Below are 15,281 nucleotides of genomic sequence, written 5' to 3' on the forward strand. Positions count from 1 at the left end.
CGCGCCGATCATCTACGCCCTGCCGATCCAGATGCTGGCCTATTTCACCGCCGTCTTCATGGGCACCGACGTCGACCAGCCGCGCAATCTGGCGAAGTCGGTGACGGTGGAATAGGGCGGATGGCTACCCGCTCAAGTTCAGATCGTTACCGGCGAACAGTGTCGCCGGTAACTTCTTTGTTTTGCGCAATCCCGATGCTTAGCCCGCTTTTGCGGCGATCGAGGATGCTGACTGGGCAGCCCGCTGCAGCCAACCAACGGTGCAATCCGCAGGATCGTCACGAACGCTGCAACGGAGGTATGATCTACCTCTAGACCACAGCGAACGAGTTCGCCGTGATCGCGAGATGCGGAGTAAGGCTGGCGAACTGGATCTGAGACGCTCCGCCTATCCCGTCACTGTCAAAGTAGAGCGCTCCGGTCGTGCTGTTGTAGACAATATGATCGGTGCTGTCGTGAGCGGCCGTACCGGTATAGAAAGCAGTGCTTGCGAGCGCCCCGGTGCTGAGCCCCTGGAAGATACCGTGATCCAGTTGGATCTTGTCCAGGGCCGGGTTGAAGTCGGTAATCGTGACGACACCCTTGCTGGGGGCGGTGTTGAAAACGAAGGTGTCGTTGCCACCATTGCCGGTCAGCGTATCGGCGCCGCCACCGCCGTTTATGATGTTGTTGCCGGCATTCCCGATGATGTGCTGGGCCAGTTCGTTTCCAGTCAAGTTGATTGCCGTGGTGCCGGCGTCCTTCTGGGTGCCAAGGACTTCAATCGACGAGCCGGGCGTAAGCGCATAGCTCACGGAGGTCCACACCCTGTCTTGACCCTGGCCCGCGGCCTCGATCACCTTGGTGGCGGCATTGTTGACATAGTAGTCGTCATTGCCGGCATAGCCCGCCATCGTGTGGGCGGCGTTGTCGGCCGGGCGTAAAATATCGTTGCCGCTGGTACCCTTTATATCGGCGGTCGTGGTTGTGACCGGAGGCGGGGTTGTCGTGCCGGTGCTCGTGCCAGTACCAGTGCCGCTACCGCTGCTCGTGCTGGTGCTGGTGTGAGTGTTGTGATCCAGGTAGAAGGCCTGCATCGACGGCGTGTTGCCAAGCGAGGTCTCGCCATTCTGGGAGGACCATTTGTAGACCATGTCAAAGGCAGGCGACGGAACCAGCTTTGCAAAATGGTCGATTATGGTCTGCTCCTGGGCGGTGGTGGGCATCACATAGGACCCGCCCGTGTTGGTCGCCCAGCCGCCGCCGCCAAACGCCTGGTACACCGGAACGATTGCGCTCTGCGGGATGCCCGCTTTCTCCGCCGCAGCGACGGCTCTATCGATGTAATTGAAGTCGACCACGGTGGAGCGTACGGGGTAGGGGTTGATCCCGTAATAGTCGATCCCGGTGTTGGCGGGGTTGTAGGTGTTGGTGTAGTCGGAGTTGTAGAACGTCCCCATTTCCATCAGGGTAATAAAGGTCTTGGCCCCCGGGAAATGCGAGTGGATCCAGTCGGATTCGGCCTTCAGATTCGCGGCGGTGACCTGGGTATGATATTTGCCCGTGGGATCGGGCTCGTCAGTCAGATAAAAGCCAAAAACCTTGGAATTGCCGAGGAGGGGCGTCACCTTGTCTATGAAAGACTGGGTCACCCCGCTGCCTTCATTAAGGTAAATCAGAGCCTTGGTGCCGTCGGGTAGCGCGTTGACCGATGACGCGTACTGAAGGTCGATCAAGTTGAAGCCATCGGCAATGGCGGCAGAGGCCGGGGCGCCGTAGGCGTAATGCATGGTAGCCATGCGAACATCCTTCTTCTGATTGATAAGCGCCCCACCCCCTGCCTAACTGAGAGTGTACATTAGCGCCAAATCAAATACTGAAATGCGGTGATAGAATGATTGATCGAGGACTTACCAGCACCAAAAACCGTTAATCTTAACAGTCAGTTGCACCAATTCTCGGTATTTGACGACGCCCCAAACTAGCCGGGGATAACACGATCCCGTTGTTCAACCTTCGAGCCACAAAGACCGTGGACGCGGTGATCGACGCGCTGCTGGAACCGAAACAACCCGATACGGTAGAATCGTTGATGCTAAGCAGCAGAACGCAGCAATAAGGAAACAGTCGTCAGGATCAATTCCCGGATTTTTGAGAAAAGTTGAAACTTTCTTGGGGGTGACCATCGCGGCCGCTCTTCCTTTTCGAGCGAAGGAAACTTGGCTTGGGTGCGCGTCCTTCAGGCATTTTGCCAGGAATTTAGCTCTGTCGATGCCCCGTCAGATCCAGGGCTTATGCAATCAGCCGCGTTCGCCGAACTTGGAGTTGAGGGGCGGTTGAACCGAAGGAACTCAAGCTGAGGCCTTGTCACCGGCTCAGAGCCTCGAATCCCTTCGCCGAAACGGACGTTCAATTCGCCCTCCGACGCAGGCGCGCGCCCTGAGATGGGTCCGGTCATTCAAACGGACGAGGACATTGGGCAAGCCTGCCCATACCGTGAACCTTGGCGCAAAACATGTATCTGAGTGGCGAACCAAGATCATGGAAGCAGGAAGAAATGCTGACCGGTGCACGCGGCCCGAGTCTGACGGGCGGTCGGGGGAGGCAGCATGAGCCCGCATCTTGTGTGTGTTGGAGGCGAGGACCACGCCTTCAGGATTCCGTTTCTGCTCGCGCTGCGCCAGAAGGGCTTCCAGGTCACTGCGGTGTCGAGCGGTCCGGATACAGCATTCTCGCAGCATGACATCCCGCACCATCGCTACGGTTTCGACCGATTTTCCAGCGGGAGTGGAGGCGCCGTAAGGACGATCCGAAAACTGATCTCGGACCTGCGCCCGGATATCGTGCAGAGCTTTGATACCAAGCCCAATCTTTTGACGCCGCTGGCGATAAGGGGGACCGTTCCGGTCATCCGCACCATCAATGGCCTTGGCTGGACGTTTTCTTCCCTGCAGCCGAGAGCCTTGGCGCTGCGTCCGGTGTTTTGTGCATTGCAGTGGCTTTCGTCGCGCTGGACGGCGGCGACAGTGTTTCAAAACCGTGACGATCACGCCTTCTTTGATCGCTATCGGCTGATAGCGCGCGGGACCGGCCACTTGATCCGCAGTTCCGGCATCGACATCGACGGCTTTGCCAGGGCAAGACAGAGCGGGCCGTCGGCGCAGGCGATACGCGAGCAGCTCGGGCTATCATCGGCTGAAGTGATCATTTTTGTCGGCCGGCTGACGCGCGAGAAGGGCATCCCAACGCTGCTTGAGGCAGTTCCTCGCGTTCTTGAAAAGAGACCGAATGCGCGTTTCGTGCTTGTCGGTCCATGGGAATCCGAGGGGCCGTTCGCCGTCGACAAATCGGAGATCGAACGCCATTCCCCTCATGTCATCGCGCTGGGTCCGCGGCGCGATGTGCCCGCTCTACTTGGCATGGCGGATGTGTTCGCCTTTCCGACGCAATATCGGGAGGGCGTTCCACGCGTCCTGCTCGAGGCGGGATTGGCTGGACTGCCTATCGTTGCCTCGGACATGCCGGGCTGCAACGAAGTGGTCGAACCTGGTTGGAACGGATACCTTGTTCAGCCTGGCGATGCCGATGCGTTCGCTTCCAGGATAAATCAAATCTTGGCCGACCGCCCCAATGGAGCGGCCATGGGGGCTCGCTCCATTGAATTCGTCAAGCAGCATTTCGCGCTGCCGCTGGTCGTCGACCAGTATTGCGATCTTTACCAGCATGTTCTCGCCGCCGCTTCGCCCGGTATCGTCACCCACCACGTCTCGCAGGCGGCGAACGATGCCGCGATCGGCGGACTTGGCGAGGTACGCCAATGATCCGCGATGTGCTGCTCGCCGGCGGTGTCGCGATGGCCTATGCATCGCAGCTCGAGATTCCGGGGGCACCCTTCGGATATAGCGAGCTGTTCCTCGCGCTTTGGGTCATGCTGTCGTTTGTGCGGGTGATTGCAGGCGGCAGATTGGAGGTTACGCCGGCGCTTTCCATTCTTGCAGCCTTCTGGCTGACCCTGACTGTTGCTCTTGCAATCGGCCTGATCGTCGGGCTGCTGACCACCGTCTGGTATCTGGCGGCGCCGGTTCACGACATGATTGCCTATCTGCTGCTGGCCTCGGTCACATGCCTGCTCGCGGCCGATCCCCACGCGGATCGTCACCTGCGCCGGACCTGCTGGTGGATAATCGCAATCGCCGATTTGTGTTTTGCCGCCCAACTGGCGCTTGGCTTCGGCTTGATACACCAGTCCGGCGTAAATCCATGGTTTTGGGATCGGTTCATGGGTTGGTCCGACAATCCGAACCAACTTGCGCTCTACTGCGCCATGTTTGCCCCCATAGCGCTGTACCTGGCAACCACAAGCAGCAACAGGTTGGCCCAGTTGTTCGCAGTCGCCAGCCTTGCTCTGATAGTTTATGTCGGAAGGCTGACCAAGAGCGACACCCACCTTCTGACAACCGTGCTGACGGGCGTGGTGTTTTTGGGCCTGCGCATCCGGGCGTGGATAACGACCAGCGAAAGAGCCACTGTTGGACGCCAGGCGGCAATCTGGCTGCTGGTCGGCCTTGTCCCGCTTTCCCTATCGCTATCGCCTTATGTACTTGCGGAAACCGCCAGCGTTGAAAATTTCGCCAAGAGCCTGACCAAAGGCGAGGGTGGCGAGGCTACCGCCGAGACCGCCGCACTGCGCATCAGTCTTTGGACCAACGCGCTCGGCAAAGGGCTGGAATCCGGATCCATGGGGCTCGGCCCCGGGCCCCATGTCGATAGATCCATCGTCTACAAGGAGTTCAGCGATCTACCGTTCGAGGCCCACAGCACGCCTCTTGATCTCTATACGCAAGGCGGACTGTTGGCCGTCCTCGCCCTGTTCTGGATCGTCGGCATCAGCGCGGTCTACGCGTGGCGTTCAAAGATCGACGCCATGGTCGCGATGTTGGTGTCGATTGGCATTTTCGGCTTTCCGCACCTGATCGTTCGCCACCCAATCGTGTGGTTCTCACTCACGCTTTGCCTCGTGGCCGGGACACCCAGGCCGATTGCGGCAACTGCACAAGCTGTGGATCGATAGGCATGTGCGGAATTGCCGGAATCCTTCTTGCGCCAGACGCAGCCAGCACAAGGCCGCTCAGGTCTATTGTGGAAATGACGAGCGCCCTTCGTCATCGCGGTCCGGACGGCGAAAATTTCTGGAAGGACGCTGATGCCGGCATCGCTTTCGGCCACAGTCGCCTGGCTGTCGTGGATTTGTCGGAGACTGGGCGTCAGCCTATGTGTTCCGCAAGTGGCCGGTATGTCATCACCTTTAACGGCGAAATATATAATTTCCACGATTTACGCCAAGAACTCGAAGGTTCCGGTCATAATTTCCGCAGTACATGCGACACGGAAGTTGTACTTGAAGCTGTCGAGCATTGGGGGCTTGATGCCGCGCTTACCCGATTTGTAGGTATGTTCGCGTTTGGGCTGTGGGACACAAAGACGAGAACACTTCATCTTGCCCGCGATCGGATGGGAAAAAAGCCGATCTATGTCGCCCCCACGCGCCATGCCCTGGTTTTTGGCTCTGAACTCAAAGCGATACGATGTTTTCCGGACTTCCATCCGGAACTCAATCTCAATGCAGCAAGTGCCATGCTTTCGAGGGGATGGGTGCCGGATGACAGTTGCATCTGGCGCGGCGTTTTCAAATTGCCACCGGGCTCGACCTTATCTCTGACTGCGGCGGATTTCGCCAAAGCGCGCCGTACAGGGACCGTTCGACACAAGGTGCGGTTCTGGTGGTCATTGGCCGACGTTGCCACGAAAGGCCGGCAGGATCCGATCCTTGGCAGCGATGAGGAACTGATCAATGAGCTCGACCGGCTGCTTCGGATATCCGTTCGGCAGCGCATGGTCGCGGATGTGCCGCTCGGCGCCTTCCTGTCCGGCGGCGTCGACAGCTCCACAGTTGCGGCGCTCATGCAGGCTCAATCCCAGAAGTCTGTTTGCACTTTCACCGTCGCCTTCGGGGAGCGCGGATTCGATGAAGCTCCTCATGCTGCAGCTGTGGCTCGGCATCTAGGCACCGATCACACCGAACTGCATCTTTCTCCCGCTTCCGCACGCGATGTGATTCCGGAATTGCCCCATACTTGGGATGAGCCGTTTGCCGACGAATCGCAGATCCCCACTCTGCTGGTGGCGCGACTTGCTCGCCAGCACGTTACCGTGGCGCTGACGGGCGACGGTGGCGATGAATGCTTCGCTGGCTACGCTCGCCATCTGATGGCCGCGCGGGCAAACCGCCAGCATCGTCTGTCGCCTCCGCTGCGCGGCTCGCTTGCGGCGGGCATTGGGATCGTGGCGCGCGCAACCCGTCACGACGTCTTCAACAAGCTGCCGCTTTCGGGCCTGATCGGGCATGCATTGCGCAGCGACCGGCTGGAGCGACTGGCTCAATTGCTGGTCGCTTCAGACCAGGAGGAGCTATACAAGCGCCTGACGGCATCATCGACTGCAGACCTCATCGGCCATGGATTTCGGCCGTCGTCTCGCCCAGCGCCACAACTCGACGATCTCCTGTCTCGGCTCGTTTACAACGATATGGCCGGATATTTGCCGGGCGACATCCTGGTGAAGCTGGACCGCGCCGGCATGGCGAACGGGCTGGAGGGGCGGTGCCCGCTACTCGACCACCGCGTTGTTGAATTCGCGTGGCGGCTGCCATCGGAAGCAATGGTTCGCCACGGGCGAGGCAAGTGGCTCCTGCGCCAGTTGTTGCATCGGTACGTGCCGCGGCGGCTGATAGACAGGCCCAAGCAAGGCTTCGACGTGCCGATAGCGGTCTGGCTGAGGGGGCCATTGCGTGGGTGGGCGAGCGACCTGCTCGCCGACATGCGCCATTCCGGAGATGGGCTTCTGGACGTCGCTAAGGTCCAGACGTGCTGGCGCGATCACATCTATGGAAAGCGGGACCATTCCCGCGATCTCTGGGCGGTATTGATGTTCTTGGCATGGCGCAGCGACGCCAATCGACCTGCGGTGTCAACGAGCCGGTCTCGCATGCTTGAAATGACGGGAGTTTGAGATGGAAGGTTCGATAGTTAGCCGAATTCACCTGCCGCGCACCACAGAGACGCGCGTGGCGGTGCGCGAGCCCAATCCGCGCATGAGGCGTCAACTGCGCGAGCCAGGAGACGCTCAGACTCCCTTCAACCAACTGTGGATCACCATTGCAAGGCGGAAATGGTTCCTCCTGGCTATGGCTATTTTGGGCGGCGTGGTTGCGGCGATCGTAGGCTTTTCTCGTCCAACCCAGTTCGAGGCGACAACGCAGATAATTGTCGAGGCTGCGGCCAGAAGTACGCCCGATGGAACGGGCGGTCAGGACATGCTCGACACCAGTATAGACAACCACTTAACGATGCTGACATCGCTTGAAAATATGCGCCGCGTTGTCGCGGCATTGGGAAAAGTCAGATCCCAGGCCCCGAACAACCCCAGCAACGGTGCGGGGCAGGACGTCACCGCGGTGCCTCCAGCTAAAAAGCTCTCTGCTGCAGATGGACTGCTGGATTGGATTTGGGGACAGGGCGGTCAGAGCAAACTGAGCCCAGAAGCAGCGGAGGCCGCGGATTTGAAGGCCTTGCGCCGAGGCGTAAGAGTTGGGCAAGAGCTGCGATCACGGGTCATCACCGTCGGTTTCACGGATACCGATCCCGCCCGGGCAGCCTTGGTGGCCAATACATTCGCTCAAGTGTACGTCGATGATCTCGCGAGCGATAGTCAGGCAGCCGACAAGATGGAGCTCAGCTCCGTGGTCGCGGCTCTGCCCAAGCTCCAGTCCGATCTGGCGCAAGCCACGGACCGCTTGGAGGAATATCGGCTTAGCCACGGCACAGTCGATCAAGGCGCGATGGACAACGCCGCCCGGGAAGCAGCCGATCTTAACCAGCAGATATCGCTGTCGAAAGCCGATCTTGCTGCGGTTGAGTCTCGTCTCGCGCAAATCAAGGACTTGCAAGCGTCGGGGGCGGCAGGCGCTTCGCTCGCCGAAGCCATCGGGTCACCGACCCTGGCTGAAATTGTTGCACGTCAGGTGAAAGCCCCTGCCGATCAGGATCTTGGCATTGCGGTCAAGCGTGAGATCGAAGAGGGCATCGCGCGCATCTCCACGGAAGCAGATATCTATCGGGCTCAGGTTGCAGCGCTGGAGGCGCGCAAGAACGTGTTGGATGCGGTGGTGGCCGATACGGCTGGCCGGGTCTCTGGATTGCGCGCGCTTGAGCCGACGGTTGCCATCCTGACTCAGCGATACAACGAGCTGCTGGCCAGACAACAGGATTTGACGCGGCGCATCGCCAACCCGTCACCGGGTGTCTCGATCATTTCGACTGCCTGGCCGCCGACCGTCCCCAAGAGCCTTTCGCCGGTGTACTTCATCCCTCCGGGAATGGTCTTGTTTTGTCTAATCGGGGGCATCCTGGCTCTTGTCAGCACGCGCCTCGATCAAACGTTGCGCGGCGAGGCCGAGGCCGAAGCAGCCCTTGGTTTCCCCTGCATTGGGCTGCTGCCCAAGGTGCCTGGATTGCGCGCCAGGCGTCTGCGGAATCTCATTCTTGCCCAGAAAAATTCCACCTATGGCCGTGCCGCATTGTCCTTGGCGGTCAACGCTGCATCCGAACCGGCCGCAGGACGGACTTCACAAATCGTTCTGGTTACATCGAGCGGCAAAAACGATGGCAAAACAGAGCTTGCCTGGAGCCTGGCGCTCTCGGCCACACGCCTTGGCGGCAATGTGCTGTTCATCGATCTTGACCCGCAGGACGCGCGGCTGACCAATGATTTTGTGAGTGAGTTCGGTGTTTCGAAGCCCGGCAAGTCGTTTGAAGACTATGTGAGGAGCCGCTGCAATCTGGACGATGCGATTGTGAGCATGCCTGAAATCGGCATCGATTTCATGGCCGCTCCCATTGTCTCGGATGACCTTCTGAAGCTCTTGTTTGAAGTCGATGAGCCGCGGCACTTCGCGGACAGGCTGGGCGCTGCGTACAATCTCGTCATCCTGAACGGGCTGCCTGGGCTGGAAGGTCCAGAATCCCGACTGCTGACCAGTTGGGTAGACTCCGTTGTCTTTGCTGTCCGCTGGGCCAAGACCCCGCGCAGTATCGCACGCGGCATTCTGGTGTCGCTGCAGCCTGATGGGGCGGGATCCGTCCCGGTGGGGATCGCTCTCACTGACGTAAACCTCAAGCAGCACGCCAAATATCATTTTGGAGACAGTGGCGATCTTCTGCTGGTTGGAAACCGATAAAGCACTCGAGCCTCCGGTGGCAGGAAATGATTATCGAACTCTTTGGACCACCTGGAGCCGGCAAAGCTGTCTTTGCCCGTGCGCTTGCCAAATCGCTGCGCGGGCAAGGCTATGTTACGAAAGTCGTGTTCAGTCACAAGGCGAGTAGACGGTCGAGGAGTGTTGATCTTGGGATATTTATGTTTATTTTCAGAGTATTTTCCGCAGTATTTTCGACTGCAAAGCTGTTTATATACACATCCGACTTGATAAAATACCTATCGATCTCCTCGTCGATGCTAAAGGCGATTGAGCCAAGGAAATTTATCTGGCGAGCTCGGGTCTGGCAGAAAATCATAAACCTTTCCCATCGTTGGGATCAGGCGCGGCAGTGCAGGGAGATTACAATATTCGACCAGGGGTACGTGCAGGCCGTTGCGTCTCTGGCGATCTTTCACGGTTGCGTCGACAACATTGCGATTGCAAGAGCGCTAAAAGTCACTCCTACCGCGGATCTTACCTTGCGCGTGGTGTTGCCGCGTGCGGCAGTCGAGACGCGGTTGCGGGAGCGGATGATGCATGCGGCCCCGGCCGAGCGCCTTCTCGAGGCGGATTTCGAAGCGAGCATGGGGGCTTTCGGAGTATTCCAAAATATCAACGATATCCTTGTGGCAACCGACAGGAAAACAATTTCCGTTGAAACTCTCGATGACCGGTCGTTGTCGAAAAGCGTTGAACTCGTCAGCCGCAAAATCGCGTCCAAGATGGTCCACGATCAGGTCACTCCCATGTACCGGTACCAAGTTGCTCACCCACCGCAATCGCTGACAGTAGACACCGCCTACCTCGATGACGGTGGAGATACCATAACAATACAGAAACCCATAAGTTCCGCAGCTGGGAGCGATGCGGTAACTCTTGGGAAGGAAGAAATAAATCGTAGCCTGGGCTATGCCTCCGTCTTTGCGCTGATGATTTATGTGACTGGGGCAGGTCTAACCAGCCTGGCGCAATTGCTGATTGCCCGCATCGTGGGCTCGACAAGCTATGGTATTTACTCCTACGTCCTTTCAACCACATCGGTGCTCGCATATCTGGCAACGCTTGGCTTCAACGTATCGTTGTTGCGCTTCGTATCTGCATACAGAGCTCAGGGGCGTCTTGACCTGGCTCACGGTGTGATCAGATTTGCCTTTCAACGCTCATTCGCGGTGGCGACTCTATTTGGCTTGGGAGGGGCAGCTTACATCTTTCTGTCATCGTCCTCGCACAACAGGGAACTTGAGGTCAGCCAGCTTCTGGGTATGGCGGCCGTTCCGTTGGTCACCACCTCGGCCCTGGGGGCCGCTCTCATCCGTGCTTTCGGTGGCGGTGTTTCCGCTCTTTTGCCAGAACGTATTGTGCGCGACGGACTGCTGCTGACATTGCTAAGTATCGCAGCCTTGTCCGGATCGTGGACTTTGAACGCACCCTTGGTCATGCAAGCGGTGTTGACGAGTTCCGTCGTGACAGTGGGATTCGTCTTCATTTTGTTGGCGAGGTTTCAGCCGCCAGGTTTGCGACACGCCGAACCTGCGGACGCGTCGAAGGATTGGTGGTCGGCGGTTCCTCCCATCATGCTGATGGCGGGTCTTGATGTCTTCATCAACAGGGCAGGGGTCATGGTTCTCGGCTGGACCGGCCATATACGCGACGCAGGTATCTTTGCCCTGGGCCTCAATGTCGCGTTGCTTGTCGGTCTCTCGCTGGTGGCCGTCTCCACGATGTTCTCGCCGACGGCAGCTACACTTTACGCGAGGAACGACCGAAGAGGTCTGCAGGAGCTGTTTTCACGAGCTTCCCTGCTTTCTTCCGCTGCTGCGATAGCAATGGCAATCCCCTTGCTCTTGATTGTTCGGCCGCTCCTGAGTTGGTTTGGTGAGGACTTCGGTACCGGAGCGCCCATCGCGCGCGTGCTGATGCTCGGATACGTCTTCGTGGCCGTGTGTGGCCCGCAATTGAATCTCCTGACCATGACAGGGAACGAATGGGCGGCCGCGGTGACGATGATAGTGGGGGCAGCTATCGGTGTCATCGGTTGTGCCATTGGGGTAGAGATCTACGGTCCGTTGGGCGCGGCGATAGGTCTTGCGCTTGCCCTGGTCGTCTGGAATGTCGCAATGGCGGTCTATATTCGCAAACGGCTGAAGATCATGCCTGGCCTGATCTATGCGATGACGTCATTCAAAGGGCGCGCGATCGAAACCCATCGCCCCCAACGCTACTGGTTCCTGCCTTGACCCCTGGTGAATAGCGGTACCGACCAGAGTATTGCTACCGTATCTCTGGATCAGAAGTGCCTCGCACACCTTTCGCCCGGCTCTGGTGGCGAGGCGAACTCATCCAAATGCACGATGATCTCGCCTGACGCGACAAGCACTATTCATGCACGCTTGATGGGCCTTCTCTGTAACCCTGAAGCCTCGGGGATCAGGCCTTTGGTCGGCGGCAGGACACGCTAGAGCGTTTCACCGTTTTCATGGAAACGGCGAATCGCTCTATCCCTTTGTTTTTTGTGCAATTCCGAACGGAAAACCGCTCACACTTTTCCTGGAATTGCTCTAGCGACGAGGAGGGGGCAATGGAACGGGTTGGCAGCACCAGCTCATCGCGCCTGACATCACTGGACCTGCTTCGATTGATCGCTGCCTTGGCGGTTGTGTGCTTTCACTATCTTTTTCGCGGCCCGATCGCCGGAGACATCAATGCCGGATATCCCGCCGCGGCGCCGTTTGCCATCTACGGCTATCTGGGTGTCAGCCTGTTCTTCCTTATCAGCGGCTTTGTCATCACATGGTCGGCCGAGGGGCGAGCGTGGCAGGAATTCACCGTCGCGCGTATCGTGCGGCTTTATCCTGGATTTCTCGTCTGCATGACGTTGACGTTTGTCGTTCTCTCAATTGCCAACAACCCGCGTTTTCCGACCGATGTTTCGACCTACGCCGCCAATCTTTCCATGTTTGCCCGTGCGTTCGGCAGACCGTCCATGGACGGCGTCTACTGGTCGATCATGCTCGAGATCGTGTTCTACGGTTGGGTCGCGGCGCTTATGTTCGCCGGCGCCTTCCAACACGGGAAGCTGGCGATCGTGGCCATCTGGCTCGCGATCTCGGCAGGAAATGAGCTCTTCCTCGGAAACACGGCGATCCGTATCTTGCTTATCACCACCTACGCGCCCTTCTTCGCCTTCGGTATTTTGGCCCAGCAGATTGTTCAAAATGGCCGATCTCCCGCGGCGATTATCCTCCTGGTCGCGGCCTTCCTGTTGTCCTGCCAGACAATCAGAGTCGATGAAGGCTGGATGCGGCTTCACTACGGAACAGCCATTTCCTATCCCGCTCTCTTTGTCGCCAATGGTGTGGTCTTCGCTATCTTCGCAGGCGCGCTCCTGATCCGCTCCATCGTGCCAGCTTCAAAAACCGTCCTCATGCTCGGCGGATTGACCTATCCCCTTTATCTTTTGCACCAATATATCGGCTACATTTCTCTCAACGCGCTGGCCCCGCTAATCGGCAGGAACGCTGCGTTCGTTGGCGTTCTGCTCGCAGTGCTTCTCACCTCTTTTCTAATCTGGCGTTTCATCGAGACCCCAATACGCAAGCCGCTCATCCGCGGTCTGATGTCTGCCATTGGTCACATCGCACCAAGCAGATCCGCCCGCGCGAATAGCTCAGTGGCGCCGACATAGCCTGCCCCCAGGCCCCCGGGACAGAGGATCGCGAGGACCCTAAGGCTGTCTCCCGAAAGCGGGAACCGATTTCGGGATAAAGACATGCGTAGAGTCAAGAACCTAAAGCGCAGGGAGCGGATCTGAAGATCGCGACGCGCTCTAGCTGCCGGAGACCTACACAGCTACGAGCGTTTGTCGCTCCGTCTCGGAGGTTGTGTTGCTTCCGTGAAAATGTCGATACCATTCGACAAAACGGGTTACGCCATCCTCGAGCGTGGTCGCCGGCGCGAAGCCTACGGCGCGGCGAAGATCGCCAACATCGGCGCGTGTCTCGAGAACGTCACCCGGAGGCAAAGGCACTTCCCTGCGGAGAGCTCTGCGACCTAGGGCCGTTTCTATGATCATGATCAGCCGATTGACCTCTTCCGGCCGATCATTGCCGATGTTGTACAGGCGATATGGGGCTGAGCTGGTAGCCGGATCGGCAGCGCAACCGTCCCAATTGCGGTCGGCGCATGGTGGCGTTGCGAGCACTCGAACCACCCCTTCGACGATGTCGTCGATGTAGGTAAAATCCCGCCAGACACGGCCGGCGTTGGACACGTCGATCGTGCGCCCTTCAGCGATGGCATGCGTGAAGGCGTAGACCGCCATGTCGGGTCTGCCCCATGGTCCGTAGACGGTGAAGAACCGCAACCCTGTCGCCGGCAAGCCAAATAGATGACTATACGAGTGCGCCATAGCTTCATTTGAGCGCTTGGTGGCGGCATAGAAGCTTATTGGGTGGGCAGCGCCGCTGTGTTCGGAAAAGGGTATGGTTTGGTTGGCGCCATAGACCGAGCTGGACGATGCGTAGACCAGATGCTTGATGCCGAAGTGCCGGCAACCCTCCAGGATGTTGAGAAACGCCACGATGTTGGACTGAACATAGGCGTGCGGGTCGACAAGCGAATAGCGCACACCCGCCTGGGCAGCCAGGTGCACGACATGCGAAGGCTGGAAATCCGAGAACAGGGATTGCACCGACAACCGGTCCGCCAGATCCATGCGGATCGGCGTGAATCCTGGCTCGGCGCAGAGATGCGCAAAACGCGCTTCCTTGAGCCTTGGATCGTAGTAGGGCGTGAAATTATCCACGCCTATCACCTGCGCGCCGTGACGCATAAGCCGCGACGCCACATGAAACCCGATGAATCCCGCGGCGCCGGTGACTACAATAGGACCTTTCCGCGCCAGCTGCGCGACCCTCATGTCAGCGCTCGATCGATCAACTCCCGTTCCTGCGGAACGGGAGTTGTCACGTTGTGCATCAAGCACATCCGCGGCCTTGAAATTGTGTCCGACCATGACGAGTTGTCCCGCTTCGAGAATTCAACGTCGAGCTTGTCGGCCATATTGGATCGGGCAGGGCTTCGCTTAGCGCGGAACCGACCTGAAATCCGGACATGGCCGCCGCCTCACTGTTGAGGCGACTGTCACGGCAATACGGAAATTCGCCCGAGCAAAGCTACCAGTTCACCCTGGCGCTTGGTTTCAGTTTTGGCAAATAGCGAGGCCAGCTGAGACCTTATTGTGGTGCGGCTAAGACGCCAGCTGCGGGCGATTTCCAAGGGCGCATCCCCTTGAGCCAGCCGCATGGCAAGCTGAGTTTCCGCACTCGTCAGCCCGAACATCTTCTGCAACGTCTGAGGGTTGGCCGAGGACCGGTTTTCCCGGTCCAACAAGGCCACGATACTTGTTCCTTCAGGCGCAATGACCCCGCCCTCGTTGAGTACCACGGGCCGGTCGTCAGCGGTACGGATCACCACCCACGACAATGAACCCGGCAGGAAGTTGGTTGGGACGTTCGCGACCAGCCGCCTCAGCGCAGCCGTAAGCTCGGACGCCGTACCGGCCGTCTCACCCTGGCGTTCAAAGGTGCTTTGAGCCGCAGTGTTCCACTCCAGCACCTTTTTTTCGCGATTAAGGACGAGAAAGCCACAGCCGATGCGGTCGAGCATGCCGGTGACGGATTCCATGCTCCGTCGCTTTGAAGCACATGCAGTCCCCTGCCTGTCCGACATGTAACGTGCCGTGCGTGCGACACTGCTGCCATACGCCGTGCCCAATTCAATATGCTGCTTGCTCGCAACAGTGTCGTTGCGCCTGTCGATGAAAGACATAGCCTTACCCCACCCGTGTTTGGCCGAATTGAAGTTCCCAAGTCTCCTATCGTTGTCCACCGTCACCCGTTATGTGACGCCACCCGGAAAAGTTGCCTCTGCCCAAAAGACCTATCTGTCTCAAGGACTTGCATCGATTTCTCAACGGCATCTTTGC

At 58.5% G+C, this 15,281-nt stretch carries 9 protein-coding genes; 6 read left to right on the top strand and 3 right to left on the bottom strand.

Annotation, left to right across the window (positions count from 1 at the left end):
* Positions 1-311: 311 nt before the first annotated feature.
* Positions 312-1,778 carry a calcium-binding protein gene (locus RFM41_RS32045; protein WP_320251426.1) on the bottom strand — a complete coding sequence of 489 codons (1,467 nt, stop codon included), beginning with the start codon at positions 1,776-1,778 and terminating at the stop codon, positions 312-314.
* Positions 1,779-2,588: 810 nt separating this feature from the next.
* Here RFM41_RS32045 and RFM41_RS32050 point away from each other — a divergent pair.
* The 6 genes from RFM41_RS32050 to RFM41_RS32075 all read left to right on the top strand — a co-directional run bounded on the left by RFM41_RS32050 (position 2,589) and on the right by RFM41_RS32075 (position 12,980).
* On the top strand, positions 2,589-3,800 hold the full coding sequence (locus RFM41_RS32050) for a glycosyltransferase family 4 protein (protein WP_320251425.1): 1,212 nt from the start codon (positions 2,589-2,591) through the stop codon (positions 3,798-3,800).
* Positions 3,797-5,050 carry an O-antigen ligase family protein gene (locus RFM41_RS32055; RefSeq protein WP_320251423.1) on the top strand — a complete coding sequence of 418 codons (1,254 nt, stop codon included), beginning with the start codon at positions 3,797-3,799 and terminating at the stop codon, positions 5,048-5,050. The genes RFM41_RS32050 and RFM41_RS32055 overlap by 4 nt, the downstream gene beginning before the upstream one ends.
* Positions 5,051-5,052: 2 nt before the next feature.
* Positions 5,053-7,047 carry an asparagine synthase (glutamine-hydrolyzing) gene (asnB, locus tag RFM41_RS32060; RefSeq protein WP_320251422.1) on the top strand — a complete coding sequence of 665 codons (1,995 nt, stop codon included), beginning with the start codon at positions 5,053-5,055 and terminating at the stop codon, positions 7,045-7,047.
* Between the two features lies 1 nt (position 7,048).
* A complete protein-coding gene (locus RFM41_RS32065; protein ID WP_320251421.1) occupies positions 7,049-9,274 on the top strand; it encodes a GumC family protein in 2,226 nt (741 codons plus the stop codon).
* A 26-nt stretch (positions 9,275-9,300) separates the two neighbouring features.
* Positions 9,301-11,532 carry a polysaccharide biosynthesis C-terminal domain-containing protein gene (locus RFM41_RS32070; protein WP_320251420.1) on the top strand — a complete coding sequence of 744 codons (2,232 nt, stop codon included), beginning with the start codon at positions 9,301-9,303 and terminating at the stop codon, positions 11,530-11,532.
* Between the two features lie 341 nt (positions 11,533-11,873).
* A complete protein-coding gene (locus RFM41_RS32075) occupies positions 11,874-12,980 on the top strand; it encodes an acyltransferase family protein (RefSeq protein ID WP_320251419.1) in 1,107 nt (368 codons plus the stop codon).
* A 156-nt stretch (positions 12,981-13,136) separates the two neighbouring features.
* Here RFM41_RS32075 and RFM41_RS32080 read toward each other — a convergent pair whose 3' ends face one another.
* The gene (locus tag RFM41_RS32080) at positions 13,137-14,213 is read right to left on the bottom strand and encodes an NAD-dependent epimerase (RefSeq protein ID WP_320251627.1); all 1,077 of its coding nucleotides are present in this window, start codon (positions 14,211-14,213) and stop codon (positions 13,137-13,139) included.
* A gap of 224 nt (positions 14,214-14,437) precedes the next feature.
* On the bottom strand, positions 14,438-15,124 hold the full coding sequence (locus RFM41_RS32085) for a helix-turn-helix transcriptional regulator (RefSeq protein WP_320251417.1): 687 nt from the start codon (positions 15,122-15,124) through the stop codon (positions 14,438-14,440).
* Positions 15,125-15,281 lie beyond the last annotated feature (157 nt).

The sequence above is a fragment of the Mesorhizobium vachelliae genome (genome assembly GCF_033977325.1).
Taxonomy (GTDB): domain Bacteria; phylum Pseudomonadota; class Alphaproteobacteria; order Rhizobiales; family Rhizobiaceae; genus Mesorhizobium; species Mesorhizobium vachelliae.

Coding starts and splice junctions, on each gene's coding strand:
- RFM41_RS32045 (WP_320251426.1), bottom strand. CDS start 1,778: ATGGCTACCATGCATTACGCCTACGGCGCCCCGGCCTCTGCCGCCATT.
- RFM41_RS32050 (WP_320251425.1), top strand. CDS start 2,589: ATGAGCCCGCATCTTGTGTGTGTTGGAGGCGAGGACCACGCCTTCAGG.
- RFM41_RS32055 (WP_320251423.1), top strand. CDS start 3,797: ATGATCCGCGATGTGCTGCTCGCCGGCGGTGTCGCGATGGCCTATGCA.
- asnB (WP_320251422.1), top strand. CDS start 5,053: ATGTGCGGAATTGCCGGAATCCTTCTTGCGCCAGACGCAGCCAGCACA.
- RFM41_RS32065 (WP_320251421.1), top strand. CDS start 7,049: ATGGAAGGTTCGATAGTTAGCCGAATTCACCTGCCGCGCACCACAGAG.
- RFM41_RS32070 (WP_320251420.1), top strand. CDS start 9,301: ATGATTATCGAACTCTTTGGACCACCTGGAGCCGGCAAAGCTGTCTTT.
- RFM41_RS32075 (WP_320251419.1), top strand. CDS start 11,874: ATGGAACGGGTTGGCAGCACCAGCTCATCGCGCCTGACATCACTGGAC.
- RFM41_RS32080 (WP_320251627.1), bottom strand. CDS start 14,213: ATGAGGGTCGCGCAGCTGGCGCGGAAAGGTCCTATTGTAGTCACCGGC.
- RFM41_RS32085 (WP_320251417.1), bottom strand. CDS start 15,124: ATGTCTTTCATCGACAGGCGCAACGACACTGTTGCGAGCAAGCAGCAT.